This is a genomic window from Streptomyces sp. MK7, from assembly GCF_032658145.1.
Taxonomy (GTDB): Bacteria; Actinomycetota; Actinomycetes; order Streptomycetales; family Streptomycetaceae; genus Streptomyces; species Streptomyces spiralis.
On record NZ_JAVACL010000007.1, the window covers coordinates 110,553 to 131,830 of the forward strand.

The following is a 21,278-nucleotide window of genomic DNA, read 5'->3' on the forward strand; positions in this document are numbered from 1 at the left end:
GGCGGACGTCATCGTGCCGCTCGCCGCTCTGCCCCGGCAGGGGCAGCCGTCCCGTGGCTCGCCCGCCGCCTCGCCAGGCCTCGCGTTCGCTGAAGAACCGGCCTCCACCGGAGTCCGGGTCGGCAGGCGGCAATCCCCGCGAGGCGGGCCAGTCACCCCACCGGCGCGATGGCCCGTGGCGGTGCTCGCCACAGGTCGGGCGAGCAGGACGACGCTGAACGTGTGCCGTCCTTGATGGTCCCTACCGTGCCGAATCCAGACGTAGAGTACCCCTACGGGTATTCGACAAGGAGTGATCGTGGAACTGGAGCTTGAGGGCGCGTCCCTGAGGGCCGTGCTGAACCGGCTGAAACGGGCGCAGGGCCAGATCGCGGGCGTCATCCGGATGATCGAGGAGGGCCGGGACTGCGAGGACGTGATCACGCAGCTGGCCGCCGCCTCCCGAGCGCTGGACCGTGCCGGTTTCGCGATCATCGCCACCGGCCTGCAGAAGTGCGTGGCCGACATCGAGTCGGGCCGCAAGAACGGAGAGGACGCGGAGGCGATGCGCGCCCGGATGGAAAAGCTCTTCCTGTCACTGGCCTGAGGAAAACCTGGGCGGCCTTCGCGCCACCACACTGACCGGTATGACCGCCGCCAGGAGGGCGAACGCGGAGACCCGGCCGTCGCCGGGCCGCTCGTCGGCGGCCTGGGGGCGCTTCCCCGGGAACGCGGGAGCCGAACGGCAGAGGCGTCAACACACGGGGGGTCGAACACGAGCAGGCTCAGTTACGCGGCTTGCGCCGTCATGCCCGGCCTTCGGGAAGAGCGACCTCCGCCCAGATGGTTTTGCCGGCGGCTTTGTGGCGGGTTCCCCAGCGCCGGGCGAGCTGGGCGACGAGCAGCAGGCCGCGCCCGCCTTCGTCGAAGGTGCGGGCCCGCCGCAGGTGGGGTGCTGCGCTACTGCTGTCGGACACCTCGCAGATGACCGCCGCGTCGCGGATCAGACGCAGCTGGATGGGCGGGCCGCCGTAGCGGATGGCGTTGGTGACCAGCTCGCTGACGACCAGCTCGGCGGTGAAGGCGATCTCTTCCAGCCCCCAGAGCGCAAGTTGTCGGGCGACCTCGGCACGCGTGCCGGCCACGGCCGCGGGGTCGTCGACCAGGTCCCAGGTGGCGACGTGGCTGGAGTCCAGGGCGCGGGTGCGGGCGATGAGCAGGGCGACGTCATCCGTGGGTGGGCCGGAGAGCAGGCTGTCGAGGACGGCTGTGCACACCTCCTCCAGCTGGTCGGCCGGTCTGGCCAAGGCCCGTAGCAGTTGCCGGAGGCCCGCATCGATGTCGCGGCCGCAGGCTTCGGCAAGGCCGTCGGTGTACAGGGCGAGCAGACTTGCTTCGGGTAGCTCCCGCTCCACGGCCTCGAAAGGCAGCCCGCCCACGCCCAGTGGAGGACCGGGCGGTACGTCGAGGAAGTCCGCCGTGCCGTCCGGGGTGACCACCGCCGGCGGGGGGTGACCGGCGTTGGCGACGGTGCAGCAACGCGTGATCGGGTCGTAGACCACGTACACGCATGTGGCGATGAGATCGGTGACGATCTCCAGATCCTGGTCGACCGCCGTGTTCTCCTCGGCCGCGAGGTGGGTGACCAGGTCGTCCAGGTGGACGAGGAGCTCGTCGGGGGGCAGGTCGACGTCGGCCAGGGTGCGCACGGCGGTGCGCAGCCGCCCCATGGTGGCGGAGGCGTGCAGGCCGTGGCCCACCACATCGCCGACGACCAGTGCCACCCGGGCTCCGGACACCGGAATGACGTCGAACCAGTCACCGCCCACTCCCGCACGGGAGCGGGCGGGAAGGTAGCGGGTGGCTACTTGTACCGCTTCCTGACCCGCCAATTGCCGTGGGAGCAGGCTCCGTTGCAGGGCCACGGCGGTGGTGCGCTCGCGGGTGTAGCGGCGGGCGTTGTCGACGGCGACGGCGGCGCGTGCGGCGATCTCCTCGGCGAGGAACAGATCGTCCTCGGTGAAGGGGGCCCGGCGTCGATGACGGACGAGTACGGCCACGCCCAGGGTGATGCCGCGGGCGCTCAGCGGCACCACCATGACGGAGTGGATGCCGTGTGCGTTGACCACCCGGGCCCGCTGCGGGTCGCCCGCCGCCCACCGCTCGATGTCCTCGTCCAAGGAGCGATGGAGAGAGGACCGGCCGGTGGCCAGCACGCGGGCGGGCGGCGAGGACGCCGGGTAATGGTCCACCTCGCCGACCCTGACCACCGACTCGGGGACACCGGGCAGGACCGACTGGTGTGCGGCACGGAGCAGAGCCACGCCCTCGGCGGACGGCCTGGGCTCCACGCCGCGGAAGAGCGAGTCCAGCAGGTCGACGGTGACGAAGTCGGCCAGTCGGCCCGCCACCACGTCGGCCATTTCCTGAGCGGTCTGCGTCACGTCCAGCGTGCTCCCCACCTGGGCACTGACCTCGTTCAGCACGGCCAGGCGCTCCCTGGCCCTGCACTCCGCCGTGATGTCCACCGCGATGAACTGCACACGCTGGACTCTGCCGGCCGCGCCCATCAGTGGGGACAGCGTCACCGACCAGACCCGCTCACCAAGCTCCGCCCGGGCGTCGAGGTAGATCTCCAGATGCTCGACTGCGCCTGTCCCGAAGACCCGGCGCATCCCCCCTGCCACTTCCTCGTAGGCGGAGTCGGACATGAACTGTGTGAATCGCCGACCGTGCAACTCGTCTTCGGTCAGGCCTGCCTCTTGGGCCATTCCCCTGCTCGCCCGCACGATGCGCAGCTCCTCGTCGCATATCGCGACCGGGAGGTGACACTGCATGAACGCTTCGTCCACCATGGCGCCTCTCGCGCGGTGATTCGGCTGCTCGATCGGCGTGGACACGCTCAGACCTCCACGGTCCGGTGGCGGACACCCCCGCCCGTACCCCTGCCTCTTGTGTACCGTCCTTTGCCCGTCCCCGCAGATCCGCCGGGCGAGAGCCGGATGGGACCGCAGCGGCGAGGGGCGGCGTTCGCAGCCGGCGGGCGACCTCGGTGACGGTCGGCCCGCCCCGCAGGGGCACGTCGACCGCTGTCGTGGTGCAGCACTTGCCCGACAGGCAAATACCTGCAGGGGTATCTGACCCACCCTCAAGGCCGCGTAACCTCGCCATCAACGAACCCCCGGGGGCATTTGAGCAGGGCAACCACCGGCGCGCGGAGGGAGTCGCCACGAAGGTGCGACTCCGGCCTTCAAAGGCGCGGCCCCGACCTCGAGTTCCACCATCACCCCTAAAAATACCCCAGCAGGTATTCTACGTCCCGGTTCGGGGCGGCGGCGACCATCGGGACGCCCTCCGGAGGGAACGTCCCGTGTGCCGGGGCACACGGGACACCGTGTGGGTCAGAGGCTGCGCAGGCGTGCCAGCGTGGCGTCCAGGTCGGCCTTGCGGGGCCGGTTGCAGGGCAGCTTGCCGAGCATGGCGGCCATGCCACAGGTGTTGGTCGCGGCGGAGAACACCAGGCCGCCGGCGATGCCGGCGGACAGCAGCCGGAAGGCCGGGGGGCCGAACTCGCCGAGGGCCAGGCCGAGCAGGACGAGTGATCCGGCGGTGAGGCGGACCTGGCGGTCCATGCTCCAGGCCGTCTTGACCTCGCATGCCAGGGGGCGGTTCAGTTCGTGGCCCTGGGCGGCCCAGGCTCCGGTGCCGCCCGAGAGGGCCACGGCATGGACCCCCTTCTCGGCGAGCTGCACGCATGCCTTCTCGGAACGGACACCCGAGGCACAGACCACGAGTACCTCGCCACGCTCGGCGGCGTTGCGGATGTCGGGCAGCGCGCGGTCGAGCTGATCCAGCGGACTGTTCAGGGCGCCGGGGACGTGGCCGTCGGTGTACTCGCCCGGAGTGCGGACGTCGATGACGATGAGTTCCTGCAGACGGGCCTTGGCCTGGAGGGGATCGATGGCGGCGATGGTCATGACAGACGTGCTCCTTGTGTGTTGATGTCGCCCCGGAGCGCAAGTGCCCGCGTCCCGTGGGGTGACTGTGAGGGTGGTCCCGGACCGCGGCGGGTCGGTCAGAAGAGCGCGTCGACGAGCATGAGGAAGGCAACCGCGAGCAGGACGTACGCGAAGGCGCGTTGCAGTGTGCCGCCCTTGAGCTTTTCGGACAGGCGTTTGCCGTCCCAGGCGCCCAGCATGGCCGCCGCGGTGAACGGCGCGATGACCGTCCAGTCCAGGTACGTTCCGGTGCCCGCGCGGGCTCCGAGCGCGGCCAGTGAGTTGATCGTGATGACCAGCAGGCTGGTGCCGACCGCCCGGCGCATGGGCAGTCGGAGGACGCTCACCAGCGCCGGTACGGCGAGGAAGCCGCCGCCCACGCCCAGGAACCCGGTCACCGCGCCGAGACCGGCCCCCGCGGCGCCGGCCTTGAGCGCGTCGACCCGGGCGCCGGACTCGGCGACGACGGGGGCGGGGCGCAGCATCCGCACCGCGGCGAGTGCCGCGACAGCGACGCGTACACGGCACCGGGCGCGTGGCCGGCGTCCCACTCGCACTGCTCACGCACATCCAGCAGAACGGCCGGAGCGTCGGCGTCCCGGATGCGCCGGACGGCCTCGTCGACGGACACACGGTCCTCACCGGTGGGGAAGAGGGACATCGCAAACCTCTCGAAAATGGTGCGGGGCGGAACAGGAGGGGCGTTCAGCCGATCGCCACGGTCGGTGCTCGCAGCGGTGGCAGAGCCGAGGCCGTCGTCCACGGCCATCACGTCGCACCCGGAAGCGTGCAGCAGCGAGGCCGTGGCACCGACCTCATACCGCCGTCGACGAAGAATTCGGAGACACCTGCGGGTTACCCCCGGGGGTATATGCCACACGACAGCACGGGTACCCCCGGGGGTATCCCGTCCAAGGAGTCACCCGGGCCGGCGGCATCCACGAGACGGCGCCGGAGTCACAGTGCACCCATCAGGGGCGGCCGGCGCGGCCCCAAGACCGACCGAAGGCAACTTGCCGCCGTATACCCCGGTGGGTATACGATGCAAATACCCCCAGGGGTATTAGTCCGAATTTCCCCGGGTGTCCCGGGGCTCCAGTCCCCCGCACTACAGGCGCCAGGAGGCACCTCATGTACTTCGCGCGGCACTACCTCGACTGCCTCTCCCAGGCGGCATACGTCATCGGAGATCCGACCAGCGGCAAGGCCGTCGTCGTCGATCCCCGCCGGGACGTGGACGAGTACGTCGCGGATGCCGAGGCGAACGGATTCACCGTCGAGGCGGTGATCAATACGCACTTCCACGCCGACTTCCTCGCCGGACACCTGGAGCTGGCCCAGCGCACCGGCGCCTGGATCGGCTACGGGCAGCGCGCCGTCACCGAATACCCGATCCGGAAGCTCGCCGACGGCGAGCGCATCTCCCTGGGTGGCGTCACCCTTCAGATCCTGGAGACCCCGGGCCACACCCCCGAGTCGATCAGCATCCTCGTCTTCGAGCAGCCCCAGGACACCGTCCCCTACGGGGTGCTCACCGGCGACGCCCTGTTCATCGGCGACGTCGGCCGGCCCGACCTGCTCGCCTCCGCCGGCGTCACCGCCGAGGAACTGGGCGCGATGCTCTACGACAGCGTCCACCGCAAGCTGATGACCCTGCCCGACGAGGTCCGCGTCTTCCCCGCCCACGGCGCCGGCTCCGCCTGCGGAAAGAACCTTTCCACCGAGCTGCAATCGACCATCGGCATGCAGCGCCTGACCAACTACGCCTGCCGGCCCATGGACCAGGACACCTTCGTCCGCCTCGTCACTGCCGGCCAGTCGGCCGCCCCCGGCTACTTCTCGTACGACGCCGACCTCAACCGCCGCAACCGCGACCTGTTCGAGTCCCAGGAGGGCGCTCCCACGCTGGACGCGACCGGGTTCGCCCGCCTGCGCACCGCCGGCGCCGTGGTCCTCGACACACGTGACCAGTTCGAATTCGCCGCCGGTCATCTGGTCGGCTCGGTCAACGTTCCGCTCGACGGCCGCTTCGCCGAGCAGACCGGCAGCGTCCTCACCCCCGAGGACGAGATCCTCATCGTCGCCCCCGAGGGCCGTGCCGAGGAGACCGTCACCCGCCTCGCGCGCATCGGCTTCGACCGCGTCCACGGCTACGCGGCCGAGCCCGCGCAACTCTTCCTCGCCCTCTCCGAGCAGACACGCCAGGCAGGACGGCTGACCGCCGAGGCCCTGCGCGAGGAACTCGCCTCCGCCGAGCCCCCGCTGGTCCTCGACGTGCGCAACTGCGGCGAGCGCGAGGACGGCCGCTCCATCGAGGGCGCTCTGCACATCCCCCTGGCCGAACTGGCCAAGCGCCTCGACGAGGTCCCGGCCGAGGGCCGTCTGGTGGTCCACTGCGCCGGCGGTCACCGCTCGTCCATCGCCGCGAGCCTGATCCGGCACAGCGGCCGCACCGAGGTCTACGACCTACTCGGCGGTTACGGCGCCTGGGAAACGGCCGCCTGACCCGCCCAACGACCGCGAGTACGGGCGCCGGAGCGGCCACCCGGACCCCCGGCGGCCGACGCCGGCCGCGACGCCGAGGCGGGCGAGACCCACACCCCGAGGCAGCGTCCGTCCCCCGCCCCGCCCGCTGCCTCACCGTGCCGGCGCCGGCCGGCCGCCGCCCGCGGCCACCTTCTCGATCAGCTCAGCGGACCACCCCTGCGGCCCACACCGGCCATGACGCACGCGCACCGCCGGCCGGCCGAAGCCGCTACGGCCGAGGTCGGCCACGAGGTGGCGAGCTTGGACAACGGGTATCCGCCCAGTGCTTCTTCAACGACGTCCGGGCGACCGTCTCCGCCCTCTGCCACTCACACCCGCCTTGCTCGGCTCATCGACACCGGCACCCTCCCCGAACGACGACATCGGCCCCCAAGACCCAGAACCAGCTCTTGGGGGCCGACGTCGTGCACGGGCCCGGATCGACCGACAGCGCCCGTCCGTGAGGGTCCGGGCCCTCACCGTGTGCCGGTCGGGATCAGTAGCTGAACTGCTGCACCTGCGCGTCGAACGCGCCGTACGTCCAGCCGGTCCGGGTGGACGGGTCGAGCTGAACGGAGTTCATCTGCCCGCCGTGGATCAGGGACCCGCCGTGCGCGGCGACGGTGAACCCGGAGAGGGTCCGCAGAACGGTGCCCGAGGCGAGATCGATGATCAACAGCTGGCTGGTGGCGTTGCTGTCCAGGACCAGGGGCTGCTGCGAGCCGAAGTACGCCTGGCCTGGGGGCGTGGGATACGAGACGACCGCGATCTTGTTCTTGCCGTCGATCGCCATCGACGTCGGGGCGCCCTGGCGGACGGTGATCGACGCGTCCTGGTTTCCGGTGGCCGTGTCCAGGGTCGTCAGCACCGCCGTCGGTACGATCTTCGTGCTGATCGCCGTCGCCGACAGGTTGAACAGGTGGCCCTGGTTGTCGGAATCGAAGCCGTAACTGCACCCGGGCATCGATCCGACTTCGGTGACGGCCCGGGTCGTCAGGTCCACCCGGGGCACGAGCACGCCGCCCAGGCACAGGAACGCCGACGCACCCTTCGCCAGGTAGACGGCGCCGGAGGACGTGTCGAAGTCCAGCAGGCTGTACGTGCCCTTGGGCACATCAGGCAGGTCGGCCGGGATCGGGTCGCCGGAGGTCCCGGTGGCGAGATCGACGGGCAGGACGAGGTCGCTGTTGTCGGAGCCGCGCAGCAGCACCCCTCCCCGGTCGTGCACGGCATCGACCCGGCCGGCGACGAACGTGTACTGACCGGCCTTCAGCGTGGTGGAGCCGACGAGCGTGCCGGTGGCGGTGTTCCACGTCTCCACGCGCACATCACCGCCCGGTGTCGCCCGGCGCACCGCGAGGGCGCGGTGTGCGTCGGCTGCCACGCCCAGCACCTCGTAGTCGGAGCCGTTGCCGGCGTCGGAGGCGATGACGGCGCCGTAGGCGCCGGTCGCCGTGGAGTAGTGCCGGAGTTCGGTACGGCCCGAGGTGGTGCGCAGGGCGGCGACGGAGTCCGCGCCGGCCGCGGCGAAGCTCAGCACGGTGCTGCCGTCGGGGGCGAGCCCGTCGTCGACCGCCAGGGTGGAGGACGGCGAGGCCTGGCCGACGATGTGGTGGTCCTTGTCCAGGGCGAACACCCGCGCGCCGTAGCTGTCGGAGCCGGACAGGCCGAGCGCCAGGGCGTCCAGGCGCACCGAGCCGGAGGTGGCCGGCAGGACCCGGTGGACGGTGGCGGGCGCGTTCACGCCGTCGTTGTCGAGCTGGTCGCCGTCCGCGTTGGTGAACGTGTTGACCGAGCCGTAGACGGTGGGGCCGGGAGCGGAGAACTCGACCTCCGCGTACGCGGCCTGGTGCACGCCCCGCACGTCGTAGTGCAGGTCGAACCCGGGCGCGACCCGGGTGACCTCGGCCGTGTGGCCCTCGGCGCCGTTCTTCCCGGTGAGGGTCGGCGCGGCCGGACGGTCGGCCGCCGTGCCGCCGGCGACCCGGAGCGGCGCGAACTCGCCGTATCCGACGGCCGTGGGAATGCCGCCGAACCCGGAGGTCGAGATGCCGATGCCGTAGATCCCGCCGCCGGAGAACGCGTCGGCCGGGATGGTGACGGTGCCCTTGGTGCCGGTGAGCTCCTGGTGCCAGGCGGCGCTGAACACCGGTCCGAGGGTCGGGTTCCAGTGGCCGACGCCGGACACCACCAACTGCGGTGCGGAGACGTACTCGACACCGGTCAGGTCGTAGGACACGGTGACCGGGTGCCCCTCGGTGACGACCGCGGGCGCCTTGGGCGCGGTGGCCTCGGCGTACCGGCCGTCGCTGGGGCCGACGGTCAGAGTGCGGGTGGCGGTGGCGCGGGTGCGGCCGTCGACGGCGACCCGGTAGGTGACCGTCACCTGGCGGTCGGTGGTGGAGACGTCCGGAAGCCCTGCCGCGGCGAGGAGCTGATGCGGCGTCACCCGGATCGCCGGGCTGTCCGAGCGGAACTCGGTCGATCCGACGGTGAGGGTGTACTGGGCGTGCTCACCGTCCAGGCCCGTGACGTCACCGGCGAAGGTGACCGGGCCCACCAGGCCCTCCCCGGTACCGCCGGACGCGGCGTCGCCGAGGTCGATACGGTCCTGGCCGGTCGTCTCCGTGAAGTCGCTGCCGAGCCCGCCGATGGTGACCCGGTGCGCGACCGACAGCCTGACGAGGGCCGGAGTGCCCGCGGGGCTGTCCAGTGCCCGCTCGGCGGCCGCGGTGACGTCGATCTGCGGGCCGACGTGCAGCGTCCGGTCGATCTGCGGCGGGGTGGGCACGTCCCGGCCGGTCTGCTCCAGAACGTTCCTTACCTGGGCCGGAGTCAGGTCGTGCCCGCCGAGCCGGCCGGCTTGAAGGACGACGGCCGCCGCGGCGGCGACCTCCGGCGCGGACGCGGACGTACCGCCGTTGAGCGACACGGACACGTCCTGCGCGGATCCGCCCGCGGGGTGGGAGAACGCGAGGACGTTGTCGCTGGGCGCCGACACGTCGACGCGGGTGCCGAAGCCGGAGGAGAAGGTGCCGAAGCCGCTGATCCGGGTCTCGGCGGTGGTCGCGGCGCCCTCCGCCCCCTGGGCGAGGGTGTCGTCCAGGGTGGTGCCGCCGACGGCTATCGCGCCGCTGTCGGGCACTTTCGACGGGGTGGTGGACTCCGCGTCGTCGTCGATGTTCGTGGCCGACTTCTCGCCCGGCGCGAGGTCGGTGGGTGTGCTGCCTCCGTCGGGGCCGACGGAGGCGGGGGTGTACAGGCGGGTGCCGTCGTTGGAGGAGATCGACACCACGATGCCGTCCCGCTGCACGATGGAGGCGACGACCGACCGGACGAACGGGTCGTCCTCCAGGTAGCGGCCGGGGAAGCCCTCCGCATCGGTGCCGAAACCGAGGCTCGCGGTGATGACGTCGGGCTTGGGCGACTGGTGTGCGGCGGCCAGCAGCGCGCCGGCTATCCGGTCGATGGTGGGCTGCTGCGGGACGACGAGGCGGTAGTCGGCGCCGGGCGCGATGCCCAGCAGATCGGTGTAGCCGCTGCCGGTCGCCTCAGGGCGCTGCCGGTCGTGCGTCAGCGGGGCCATGACGCTGAAGTCCAGCATGGCCTCGCCCAGCGCCGGGTCCTGGTTCTCGGTGGACGCGGCGCCGTCCAGGCTGCCGTCGTCGCCGGCCACGTAGGTGGGGATCAGCGGCATCGACGGCAGGTCGAGGTAGCGCCGGCCGTCCTTGACCACCGTGGTGGGACCGTTCGACCGCACGTAGCCGTCGCCGCCGTCGGCCATCGACTGGTCGGTCAGGTCGCCGATGGAGACATTGGTGATGGTCTCACCGTCGCCAGGCTGCCGCCCGTAGTGGCCCAGCAGGGAGAACGCGCCGACGGCGTCGACCCCGCCGGCGTTGAGGAGCGCCTGGGCGGAGGTGTTCAGTCCGTAGTTCTCCGGCACCGAAGCGGGGTCGGTGCCCTGGGCCGGCTTGGCGGTGACCGTCTTGGCGGCCTTGGTCACCGCCGAAGGCAGCGGCCGGGCACCGCTGTTCATGGTGTTCACATAGCGGTCGGGTTCGGCGTAGGAGACCCCTGGGGTGCCCCGCAGGGCCCGCGCCATGGCTGCCGAGTCGCGCCGGCCGGTCTGCAGTACGTAGGTGCGGGACAGGTCGGCCGCGTCGTCGCCCAGGCGCGAGCGAGCCGCTGACGTCAGGTCACCGGCGGCCGACGACGACAGGCCGGGGAACAGCGGGCGCAGGGACTCGGCACCGACCGACCGCAGCTTCGCGTCGAGGTCGGGGCTGCTGGTCTGCGGGACACGGGCCGCCTCCCGCGTACCGGCCACCCGGTGGCCCGTCACCGACGTCGTCGGGTCAAGAGTGACCAGAACCCGGCCGGGGACGGCGCCCTGGTGCTGGGCCGGCGGCTTGGGGACCGCCCTGCCCGAGGAGGTGCCGTCGAGCGGCGTCCGGGCCGACGGTATCGCGGCGGGTTGCGGCGCGGCCTCGGCCGGCACGGCCAGGGCGACGGCGGAGGACACGACGGCCAGGGCGACGGACAGCCGGGCGAACCGGCTGCCTGGCGAATGGCGACGCGGGGGCATAGGGACACCTTCCGAGGGGGGCGACACGACAGGGACGTCCGCCCGCTCGTCATCGGCGTAGGAGGACGTCCCTTTCAGGGGAAGATGCCAACTACATGCAAGACAGCACAAGATTGAGACAGTGGCCGAAGTGAGCCACGTGGCGACGTGTCGCCACACGAGCGCGGAAGAAGGAATGGAACTCAACGTACTCGGGCTTACCGCCGAAACAGAGCATGCCTACACCGCCCTCATAGGCCTGCCGCGCTGCACCGCGTCCGAACTCGGCGCGGTGTGCGGGCTGTCGGCCTCCGCTACCGGCCGACTGCTGTCGCAATTGGTCAAGGACGGTCTCGCCACACGCGCCACCGGCCGCCCGCCGCGCTTCACGGCGACCGCACCCGAAGTCGCCGTCACCGCGCTGATCCAGGAGCGTGAGCACCAACTCGACGCGGCCCGCTCACTGGTGCAGCGGCTGGCGGAGACACACCGGGAGGCGAACCGGATCAGCCACCCGGACATCGCCGTGGAACTCCTCACCGACCGGGGGGACATCAGCGCCGCCGTGCACCGGCTGACCTCGAGCGCCCGCCGCGAGGTACGCGCCTTCGACCGCCCCCCGTACATCGACCGCCCGGGTGCCAACCTGGAGACCCAGACGCAGCGGCAGCGTACCGGCGTCAGCCATCGGGTGATCTACAACCGTGCGGCGGTGGCCTGGCCCGGCCGGCTGCACAGTGACATCCTGCCGAGCGTGCGCGGCGGCGAACAGGCGCGGGTCCGGGCCGATTTGCCGCTGAAACTGGTGATCAGCGACGACCAGGCCGCGATCATCCCGTTCAGCCTGGCCCCCGGCGGCCACTCGGCGGCGTATCTCATCCGTCCCTCACCGATGCTCGTGTCCCTGGAGGCGCTCTTCGAAGCGGAGTGGGAGCGCGCCGTGCCGCTGCGGGACACGGCGCCGCCGCGGGGCGCCGACACCGCGGTGGAGACGGTCCCGGCGAATCCGGGGCCGGCCGCGCAGGCGGACACCGAGCGTCGGGCCCTGCTGACCATGCTCAGCTCCGGCCTGACCGACGCGGCGATCGCCCGGACGCAGGGCTGGAGCCCGCGCACCACGCAGCGCCGCATCCACGGCCTGATGACCGAACTCGGGGCATCCACCCGGTTCCAGGCCGCCGTCATGGCGGCCCGCCGGGGGTGGCTGTGACGCAGCGATCAGACGGCGGCGCACACTCCGAACAGGCCGAACTCACACAACGCGGTGGGTGTCTTCTGCCCGTGTCCCCGGCTGAGAGGCCATGGGGTGAGGTCGAAGGCACGTGTACTTCTCGCGGACCGAGCGTATGAATCGTTCTGGGTGCGGGTCACGGTCGGGGCTGCGCCGCGCGATCTTCGTGACGGCCTGACGCGCTCCACGGAACTGGAACCGCGCAGGATCGCCGACGAGGCGCGCGCCGCGGGGTACGAGGCCCGCGGCCGCTGCCTGGACAGTGCCCTGGCCTACGAACACGGACGGGTCAACGCAACGGGTGCTGCGGCGGGCGTCGTGCCCGGGCGGCAGCCCGCCCCGGCACCGGGGCGGCGCCATCCCTGTCCACGCGGCGGCGGAGATGCGCCGAGCGATGCCCGATACTCTCAGTGAAGTCTCTTCCGTGCTGCCTCCTCGTCGGTTGAAGTCCTTGATCGACCGACATGCTTGAGACTGCCCGGGTGTCCGGGTGTCCGGGTCTCGCCGGTGCTCGCGAGGGTGAGCGCATCGATGGCGGCTACGGCCGCCACGGCGAGGTCGGCGGAGCGCGGCACGCCGGCTCACCGGGGGAGATCGTTCCCGCTGACCGTTCGCCCGACCGCCCGCCGCCCCCGACCGCCGATCCGTCCCCGCCCGGCTGCGGGGCGGCGGCGCGCACGCCACGCAGCGGGACCGCGTTCACAGCCGTTGGCGACGGCCTTGCCCCGGCTGCGCTGTTTCGGCCGCCGCGGCACCCACTCGCCTCGATCGCCCGGCACACGCGGCCCGGACAGGGACGTGCGCAGCCCGAAAACGGTACCTAGGGTGGGGGATGGAGGTCTGTGACACGGCCTGGAACGAGTGACGAAGCAGGAAGACGCGCGACGCGGTGCCCGGCCCGCCGTGGGCCCGGCCGCGACCAGCAGCGACCCGCGCGGACCGGGTGCACGCCGTCGGGCGTCGGGGATGAACCAAGGACGGTTCTGAACCATGAGGGATGCATCTCGGCTCGAGTCCGTCCCGGCGAACCCGGGCGACGGCACCGTACTCGCGGCGTGGGAGCGGTTCGTGCGGGGCGAGGACCAGGTCCCGGGCGTCCGCCCTCTGGTGGCGGTCTCATGGCGTCGCTGCCGAGAGCAGTACCGGGTCGATCCTCACCTCACACAGGCCCCGGCAGCCGTCGCGGAGCCCGGCCGTACGCCCGAGCACGATGTCGTCTTCGCCGAGCTGGGTTTTCGTGCCGCCTCGGTGGCACATGAAGTGGGCAACCTCGGTGGCGTCGTCACCGTCGCCGATGCCACGGGCCGGATCCTGGCCGAGTGGGGTGATCAAGCCACGCTCGCCAGAGCCGACGCCTCCCATCTGGCGCCCTGGTTCTGCTGGTCCGAGTGCGCGGCCGGCACGAACGGCATGGGCACGGCGCTCGAGGCGCACGGCCCGGTGCCGATCAGGGGCGCGGAGCACTGGTGCCAGGCGTTCCACAGCTGGGTCTGCGCGGGCATCGCGGTCCGTGACGTGGTGACCAAGGAACCGATCGCGGTCCTGAGCATCTGCTGCTGGCGCAGCGAGCTTCCCGCGTCCGCGGAATGCTGGCTGGCGAACGCGGCCACGATGACCCAGTACCCGCTGAAGAGGCGCGCCCGGGACAGCGGCGCCGAGCTGGTCGCGGCCTACACCCGGGCCAGGACCCGCTCCGGCGCCGCGCTCGCCGCGGTGGACGCCGCGGGGAAGGTGGTGATCGCCGACGACATGGCAAGCGGACTCCTGGGCGTCCCGGCTTCCACCCCGGCGGTCGACCCCACCCTGCGCTGGACCCCTGGGCTGCCGGAACTGATCGCAGCCGCCCGGCACGCCACCGGGCAGGCGGCACACGATCCCGGCTGGGTCGGCTCGACGCAGATCTTCGCCCACCTCGCCGACGAGCCGACATCGATCAGCATCCGACCGGTCTTCTCGTCCGGGCACCTGATCGGGAACCTGGTCTCGTTCGGTGCCTCCGACGGGGTGCAGGTGCCCCAGGCGGAGTGGTCCGCGCACCCCCGGGCGCATCCGCGCCGGCTGGTCGCGCTGCGCGGCAACCGGATGGTGCTGCTGCGGCTGCCGGAAGTCTCCTTCGCGCAGTCGCGGGGAAACGACGTGTGGCTCTCCACCGATCAGGGGTCGTTGCGAGCCGCCTCTTCGAGCCTGGACAAGCTCGACGGTGAGCTGGCGGATGTCGGCTTCCTGCGGGTGCACCGCCGGTATGTGGTCAACCTCGGCCGTGTCCGGGAGATCGAGCGCGGGCCCAAGGGCGAGCTGTCCCTGGTCATGGACGACCGCACGAACGAGATGGTGCCGGTCTCCCGGCGGAACGCGCCGGCCGTGCGTCGCGCGCTGGGCATCTGAGGGCCCCGGCACAACTCTGCTCCCGGAAGGAATCCCGTGTCTGACAGTCCGGACGCCGTGGTCGGCGAGAAGAGTGTGGGGAGCGCGGGCGGCCTCGGCCACTCCGTCCCGGCCGGGCACCGCCGTCACCCGGTGGGGAGCGCGCGTGACCGCGACTGGTGGCCGAACCGGCTCGACCTGGCGATCCTCCGGAAACACCCCGTCATGGCCGACCCCATGGGCGAGGACTTCGACTACGCCGCGGAGTTCCGCACGCTCGACCTCGACGCCCTGGCGCGGGACGTCGACGAGGTGCTGACGACGTCGCAGGAGTGGTGGCCGGCCGACTTCGGCCACTACGGGCCGCTGGTGATCCGGATGGCATGGCACGGCGCCGGGACGTACCGCGTCGACGACGGGCGCGGTGGCGCGGGCGCGGGCATGCAGCGTTTCGCGCCGCTGAACAGCTGGCCGGACAACCGCAACCTCGACAAGGCGCGGCGGCTGCTCTGGCCGGTGAAGAAGAAGTACGGCCGGAAGATCTCCTGGGCCGACCTGATGATCTTCGCGGGCAACCGCGCCCTGGAGACGATGGGCTTCACGACCTTCGGCTTCGCCGGCGGCCGGGCGGACGTCTGGGAGCCCGACGAGGACGTCTACTGGGGCCCCGAGCGGGTCTGGCTGGGCGACGAACGCCACGGCGGCGTCCGGGACCTGGAGAGTCCGCTGGCCGCCGTCCAGATGGGCCTCATATACGTCAACCCGGAGGGGCCGAACACCGTCCCGGACCCGCTCACCGCGGCCCGGGACATCCGCGAGACCTTCCGGCGCATGGGGATGAACGACGAGGAGACCGTCGCGCTGATCGCGGGCGGCCACACGTTCGGCAAGACCCACGGCGCGGCAGACCCGGACGCCTGTCTCGGCCCCGGGCCCGAGGGTGCTCCTCTCGAGGAGCAGGGCCTTGGCTGGAAGAGCCGCTACGGCACCGGAAAGGGCGGGGACACCGTCACCAGCGGGCTCGAGGGCACGTGGACACCCACCCCGACGACATGGGACAACGGCTTCTTCGAGACCCTGTTCGGCTACGAGTGGGACGTGGAGCTGAGCCCCGCCGGTCTGTGGCAGTGGATCCCGAGGGACGGCGGCGGGGCCGGTACCGTTCCCGACGCCCACGACCCGTCGACGAGGCACGCCCCGACGATCCTGACGACGGACCTCGCCCTGCGGTCGGACCCGGTCTACGAGCCGATCTCACGGTGCTTCCTGGAGAACCCGGACCGGTTCGCGGACGCGTTCGCCCGGGCGTGGTTCAAGCTGACGCACCTCGACATGGGCCCGATCCAGCGCTACCTCGGACCGCTGGTCCCCCGGGAGACTCTGATCTGGCAGGATCCGATCCCCGCCGTCGACCACGAGCTCGTCGGAGCGGCGGACATCGCCGTGCTCAAGAGCCGGATCCTCGCCTCCGGGCTGCCGGTCTCCCGGCTCGTCTCGACCGCGTGGGCGTCGGCCTCGACGTTCCGCGTCAGCGACAAGCGGGGCGGGGCGAACGGCGCGCGCATCCGCCTCGAGCCGCAGCGGGGCTGGGAGGCCAACGAGCCCGACACGCTGGCACAGGTGCTGCGCACCCTGGAGGAGATCCGGGAGTCGTTCAACGGTTCCCAGACCGGGAACAAGAGGATCTCGCTGGCCGACCTCATCGTGCTCGGCGGAGCCGCCGCCGTCGAGCAGGCGGCCAGGACCGCCGGCCACGACGTCCGGGTCCCCTTCACTCCGGGACGCACGGACGCCGTGCAGGAGTGGACCGACGCGGAGTCCTTCGCCCCGCTCGAGCCGACCGCGGACGGGTTCCGCAACTACCGGAGCAAGGGCGTCCGGCTGCCGTCGGAGCACCTGCTGGTCGACCGCGCGAACCTGCTGAACCTCAGCGTGCCCGAGATGACCGTCCTGGTCGGTGGCCTGCGGGTGCTGGGCGCAAACCACCGGCAGTCGCCGATGGGTGTCCTCACCTCAGCGCCCGGGTCGCTGACCAACGACTTCTTCGTGAATCTGCTCGACACGGGCACGGAATGGGAGCCGACATCCGCGACCGCGGAAACCTTCGAGGGCCGCGACCGCGCCACCGGCGAGGTCAAGTGGACCGGCAGCCGCGTCGACCTCGTCTTCGGCACGAACCCCGAGCTGCGCGCCGTCTCGGAGGTCTACGCGAGTGACGACGCAGGGGAGAAGTTCGTGCGGGACTTCGTCGCCGCGTGGGACAAGGTCATGAACCTCGATCGGTTCGACCTCGCTTGATTCCCCCGTCGGGGCCGCCAACGGCAGCACATGGGGCACGAACGGTAGCCGGTCGCGGACGAACGGCATGAGCGGCCCCGAGCCGTCGTTCACTCTTGTCGGTGTGATCCGCCCGGCGTAGCGTGTTTATCGGTTGCTAATTCATCCCGCTTTTCGATGTGATTCATCCGGCGTGACATCTGCCTTGCTTGCCGACTATATCCGGTACCGCGACGCAAAAATGAATTTCAAAGGTCCACTCATTAGAGGTTCCTTCATGAGGAGAGTGAAGCCCCGATGACGACCGCGCAGGAGCGATCCGACCTGCTGGATCAGATCGGGTTGAACACACAGAACAAAGCAGCACTGGGTCAGGTGCTGGGCACCGGAAGCATCGGCCGGGCCACCGAGGAATCGGACGGCCGAATGAAGGCCAGCATTCGCATTCACCCGGATGAACTGACCTGGGATCCCGAAATTCTGGTCATGCCGCACGGAGGCGACATCGAGCTCGAGCTCGTCAACGACGATCTGAACACCCACTGCGCGCTGCTGCCGAGCAACGGCGACCGGAAGTTCATCTGGCTGGTGAACCACTCACGGGGACGGGCGAACCTCAACCTCGACGGACCGGGCTACTACTGGTTCTGCTCGCCCACGGGCAACGACGAAGGCCGGGGACTGACCGGCGCGATCGTCGTCCTGGGGGACGCTCCGCCGGAGGCCCGCCTCGACCGTCCCGAACAGCCGCGACCGTAAGGAGATGGAGGCGGAGCGCATGACCGTCGACTACGTGGACGCGGGTTGGGCCGTCGACCAGGGAAGCCTGAGCGGCAAGGTCGCGGGCGGGGATGTCGCGCCGCCGGTGGTGGCCGGCGTCGACTACGAACGCATACTCCATGCCCGCGAGGAACCCCAGAACTGGCTCACCTACTACGGCGCCTACAACGGACAGCGGTACAGCCCGCTGGACCAGATCAACACGGAGAGCGTCAAGCGCATGGTCCCCGCATGGGTCTTCCAGGCGGGCACCACCGGCCTGATCGCGGGCGCGTCGACCTACTCGTTCGAGGCCGCCCCGATCGTCGTCGACGGGGTCATGTTCCTCTCCGGCTGGGACGGCTGGGTCTGGGCCCTTGATGCGAAGACGGGGGTGGAGATCTGGCGGTACAAGCACGCGGTTCCCTTCGACGTGTCCCTGTGCTGCGGAAACGTCAACCGCGGGGTCGCCGTGGCCCAGGGGAAGGTCTTCTTCGTCACGGCGAACGCGCGTGTGCTCGCCCTCGACGCAACCACCGGCAAGCGAGTCTGGGACAGGACCTACGGAGACGTCCGGGCCGGGGAGAGCGCCACGGTCGCACCGCTGGTCGTGAAGAACATGGTCATCGTCGGAAGCTCCGGCGGCGAGTTCGGCGTACGCGGCCACCTCGACGCGTTCGACCTCGAGACCGGCGAGCACCAGTGGCGCTGCTACACGGTGCCGAAGCCCGGGGAACCCGGCGCGGAGACCTGGCCCGCCGACGGCGAGGCCTGGGCACGGGGAGGGGGGAACTGCTGGCTCACCGGCACCTTCGACCCGGAGACGAACCTGCTGTACGTCGGCACCGGCAACCCGGCGCCCGACTTCGACGGAGCCGTCCGCGAGGGCGACAACCTGTTCACCGACAGCATCATCGCCGTGGACGTGGACAGCGGTCAGATCCGCTGGCACTACCAGTGCACCCCGCACGACCTGTGGGACTACGACAGCATCGCCGAGTGCATCCTGTTCGAGCAGGACGGGCGCAAACTGCTGGGCCACTTCGACAAGAACGGCTACTTCTTCGTCCTCGACCGCACGAACGGCGAGAGGGTCCGGATCACCCCCTTCGTGGACCGCATCACGTGGGGTGCGATCACGAGGGAAGGCCAGGTGACGGCCAAGGTGTACCCGGACAAGGAAGGAGAACCGGTCCACTTCTACCCCGGTCCCGCCGGAGCCAAGGAATGGACCCACGCGGCCTACAGCCCGAAGACCGGGCTCTTCTACGTCCCGGTCCAGGACACCGGAGCCACCGCCACCCGGCGGCGCCGGGAGTTCAAGGAGAGCATCCCGTACTGGGGCGCGGGCGTTCAGGTGGACATCGAGGACATGGCAGGGTCCATCAGCGCCTTCGACTCCACCGGCGACGAGAAGTGGCGCTGGCGCAACGAGCTGCCGATGTGCGCCTCGGTGCTGGCCACCGGCGGTGACCTGGCGTTCGCCGGTGAACCCTCCGGCGAGTTCAACGCGTTCGACGCGCGCACCGGCGAGCTGCTGTGGCAGTTCCAGTGCGGAAGCGGGCACCACAGCAGCCCGACCACTTACATGGTCGACGGCAGGCAGTACATCGCCGTACCGGTCGGCTGGGGCGGCTGGGCCGAGGGGTTCCTCCCCGGCATGCTCGGCGCCGGGCACGGGAGCGCCCTGCTCGTCTTCGCCCTTCCGGAACCGGTCTAGTGCGTGACCGGAGCCTGCCGCCCTTGGCAGAGAGGAGGTGAACCCATGGAGTCCGAGCTCGCTGTGTGGGAGACACCCGAGTTCGACGAGATCGTGGTCGCGGCCGAGGTGACCATGTATCTCGCTCGGTTGGAGGAGTAGCGGACGAGAGGACCAGCGGACGCGGGGCGGCGCCGGAGCTGATCCGGCGCCCCCGGCGGTTCGGGACGGCCACGGACGGCCGGGCCGGCCACGGCCCGGAGTTCCGATGAACGGAAGTGGCGGTGTGTTGCTGCGTGTGCTGGGTTCTGCGGCGGGGGGCGGCTCCCCGCAGTGGAACTGCGGCTGCCCGGTGTGCGCCGTGGTTCGCTCCCGGGCCGGTCTCGCGCGCACCCAGTCGTCGGTCGCGGTCAGCGCCGACCGCCGCCGGTGGTTCCTCATCAACGCCTCGCCCGACGTGCGCGGCCAGATCGAGGCCTTCCCGGGCCTGCGCCCGCGCGAGGACCGGACGACGCCGTTGGAGGCGGTGCTGCTCACCGACGCCGAACTCGACCACACTCTGGGCCTGCTCCTGTTGCGCGAGGCCCGCGCCCTGCGGCTGTACGCCACGCCGGCGGTGCGCCGGACCCTGTGCGACGGCTCGGGGGTTCTGCGCACGCTCGAGCGCTACTGCCCGGTCGAGTGGCACGCAGTGCTCCCCGGCGCCGAACTCGCCCTGTCGGACGGGCTGTCCTGCCAGGCCTTCGACGTGCCCACCAGCAAGCGGGCCCGGTTCTCAGCCGAGTCGGGCCACGGCCGCGTCGTGGGCTACCGGCTGACCGACGAGCGCAGCGGGGGGACGCTGGTGTACCTGCCGGGAGTGCAGTCACTGACCCCGGCACTGCGCGGCGAGATCGAGGGCTGCGGATGCCTGCTGATCGATGGGACCTGCTGGCGCGACGACGAGCTCCTGCGGCTCGGCCTGGCGGGGAAGACGTCCCGGGAGATGGGCCACCTGCCCGTCGGCGGACCGGACGGCAGCCTGGCACAACTGCCCTCCCTGGGGGTGGGGCGGACGGTCTTCGTGCACATGAACAACACCAACCCGATCCTCCTCGAGGACACGCCCGAGCGGCGTACCGTGGAGGACAACGGCATGGAGGTTGCCATGGACGGCCTTGAGGTCCAGGTGTAGTGCCGTGACGACGACGGCCACGGCAACCGGCGCCGACGGCTTTGTCGAGGCGTTGCGGGCGCACTCGCGGCGGTACCACGACCAGCATCCGTTCCACGTCCGGATGAACGACGGCCGGCTGAGCCGCCCGCAGATCCGGGGCTGGGTGGCCAACCGCTTCTACTACCAGGAGAACATCCCCCGCAAGGACGCCGCGATCCTCTCCAACTGCCCCGACCTCGAGGTCCGCCGCCGCTGGATCCGACGGATCCTCGACCACGACGGCACGGCGGCCGGCGAGGGCGGCATCGAGGCGTGGCTGCGCCTCGGCGAGGCCGTCGGCCTGACCCGCGAGGAGGTCCGGGACCACCGGCACCTCGTACCCGGGGTGCGGTTCGCCGTCGACGCCTATGTGAACTTCGCCCGGACCCGCCCGTGGGTGGAGGCGGTGGCGTCCTCGCTCACCGAGCTGTTCGCGCCCGATCTGATGGCGGCACGGCTGGCCGCGTTCGAGCGGTGGTACCCGTGGATCGACCCCGAGGGCCTCGCCTACTTCCGCGCCCGTCTGGAGCAGGCCCCCCGCGACTGCGAGCACGCCCTCGAGGTGGTCACCGGGCACTGCCTCTCCGCGGAGTCCCGGGCGCGTGCCGTCGGCGCGCTGTCGTTCAAGTGCGACGTCCTGTGGAGCCTGATGGACGCCGTCGACCAGGCCTATCCGGAGTGAC

At 71.2% G+C, this 21,278-nt stretch carries 13 protein-coding genes and 1 pseudogene; 10 read left to right on the forward strand and 4 right to left on the reverse strand.

Going from position 1 to position 21,278, the window contains the following annotated elements; genetic code table 11:
* Positions 1 to 298: 298 nt before the first annotated feature.
* Positions 299 to 586, forward strand: coding sequence for a metal-sensitive transcriptional regulator (locus R2S09_RS11870; RefSeq protein ID WP_306187358.1), 288 nt, complete (start codon positions 299 to 301; stop codon positions 584 to 586).
* Between the two features lie 199 nt (positions 587 to 785).
* Here the strand turns inward: R2S09_RS11870 and R2S09_RS11875 are convergent, their stop codons facing one another.
* From R2S09_RS11875 to R2S09_RS11885, 3 genes and pseudogenes are all read right to left on the reverse strand, one after another.
* Complete coding sequence (locus tag R2S09_RS11875; protein WP_316740940.1) at positions 786 to 2,834, reverse strand: SpoIIE family protein phosphatase; 2,049 nt, start codon at positions 2,832 to 2,834, stop codon at positions 786 to 788.
* Between the two features lie 546 nt (positions 2,835 to 3,380).
* A complete protein-coding gene (locus R2S09_RS11880; protein ID WP_316740837.1) occupies positions 3,381 to 3,956 on the reverse strand; it encodes a rhodanese-like domain-containing protein in 576 nt (191 codons plus the stop codon).
* Between the two features lie 98 nt (positions 3,957 to 4,054).
* A pseudogene (locus R2S09_RS11885) lies at positions 4,055 to 4,522 on the reverse strand (sulfite exporter TauE/SafE family protein); the annotation flags it as partial.
* 586 nt (positions 4,523 to 5,108) lie between these two features.
* Between R2S09_RS11885 and R2S09_RS11890 the strand changes: the two are divergent.
* On the forward strand, positions 5,109 to 6,482 hold the full coding sequence (locus R2S09_RS11890; RefSeq protein ID WP_316740840.1) for an MBL fold metallo-hydrolase: 1,374 nt from the start codon (positions 5,109 to 5,111) through the stop codon (positions 6,480 to 6,482).
* Between the two features lie 517 nt (positions 6,483 to 6,999).
* On the opposite strand, the gene R2S09_RS11895 is transcribed toward R2S09_RS11890, so the two are convergent.
* Complete coding sequence (locus R2S09_RS11895) at positions 7,000 to 11,091, reverse strand: S8 family serine peptidase (RefSeq protein WP_316740841.1); 4,092 nt, start codon at positions 11,089 to 11,091, stop codon at positions 7,000 to 7,002.
* A gap of 175 nt (positions 11,092 to 11,266) precedes the next feature.
* Between R2S09_RS11895 and R2S09_RS11900 the strand changes: the two genes are divergently transcribed.
* The 8 genes from R2S09_RS11900 to pqqC all read left to right on the forward strand — a co-directional run bounded on the left by R2S09_RS11900 (position 11,267) and on the right by pqqC (position 21,277).
* On the forward strand, positions 11,267 to 12,280 hold the full coding sequence (locus R2S09_RS11900; RefSeq protein WP_306187368.1) for a helix-turn-helix domain-containing protein: 1,014 nt from the start codon (positions 11,267 to 11,269) through the stop codon (positions 12,278 to 12,280).
* 1,011 nt (positions 12,281 to 13,291) lie between these two features.
* Positions 13,292 to 14,686 carry a DNA-binding protein gene (locus R2S09_RS11905; RefSeq protein ID WP_306187370.1) on the forward strand — a complete coding sequence of 465 codons (1,395 nt, stop codon included), beginning with the start codon at positions 13,292 to 13,294 and terminating at the stop codon, positions 14,684 to 14,686.
* A gap of 132 nt (positions 14,687 to 14,818) precedes the next feature.
* Positions 14,819 to 16,963 carry a catalase/peroxidase HPI gene (katG, locus tag R2S09_RS11910; protein WP_316740942.1) on the forward strand — a complete coding sequence of 715 codons (2,145 nt, stop codon included), beginning with the start codon at positions 14,819 to 14,821 and terminating at the stop codon, positions 16,961 to 16,963.
* 276 nt (positions 16,964 to 17,239) lie between these two features.
* Positions 17,240 to 17,701, forward strand: coding sequence for an MSMEG_3727 family PQQ-associated protein (locus tag R2S09_RS11915; protein ID WP_306187372.1), 462 nt, complete (start codon positions 17,240 to 17,242; stop codon positions 17,699 to 17,701).
* A gap of 19 nt (positions 17,702 to 17,720) precedes the next feature.
* A complete protein-coding gene (locus tag R2S09_RS11920; protein ID WP_316740843.1) occupies positions 17,721 to 19,421 on the forward strand; it encodes a PQQ-dependent dehydrogenase, methanol/ethanol family in 1,701 nt (566 codons plus the stop codon).
* A 45-nt stretch (positions 19,422 to 19,466) separates the two neighbouring features.
* Positions 19,467 to 19,562 carry a pyrroloquinoline quinone precursor peptide PqqA gene (pqqA, locus tag R2S09_RS11925; protein ID WP_063766868.1) on the forward strand — a complete coding sequence of 32 codons (96 nt, stop codon included), beginning with the start codon at positions 19,467 to 19,469 and terminating at the stop codon, positions 19,560 to 19,562.
* 106 nt (positions 19,563 to 19,668) lie between these two features.
* Positions 19,669 to 20,574, forward strand: coding sequence for a pyrroloquinoline quinone biosynthesis protein PqqB (gene pqqB, locus R2S09_RS11930; RefSeq protein WP_316740844.1), 906 nt, complete (start codon positions 19,669 to 19,671; stop codon positions 20,572 to 20,574).
* 4 nt (positions 20,575 to 20,578) lie between these two features.
* Positions 20,579 to 21,277 carry a pyrroloquinoline-quinone synthase PqqC gene (pqqC, locus tag R2S09_RS11935; protein WP_030172846.1) on the forward strand — a complete coding sequence of 233 codons (699 nt, stop codon included), beginning with the start codon at positions 20,579 to 20,581 and terminating at the stop codon, positions 21,275 to 21,277.
* Position 21,278: the final 1 nt, after the last annotated feature.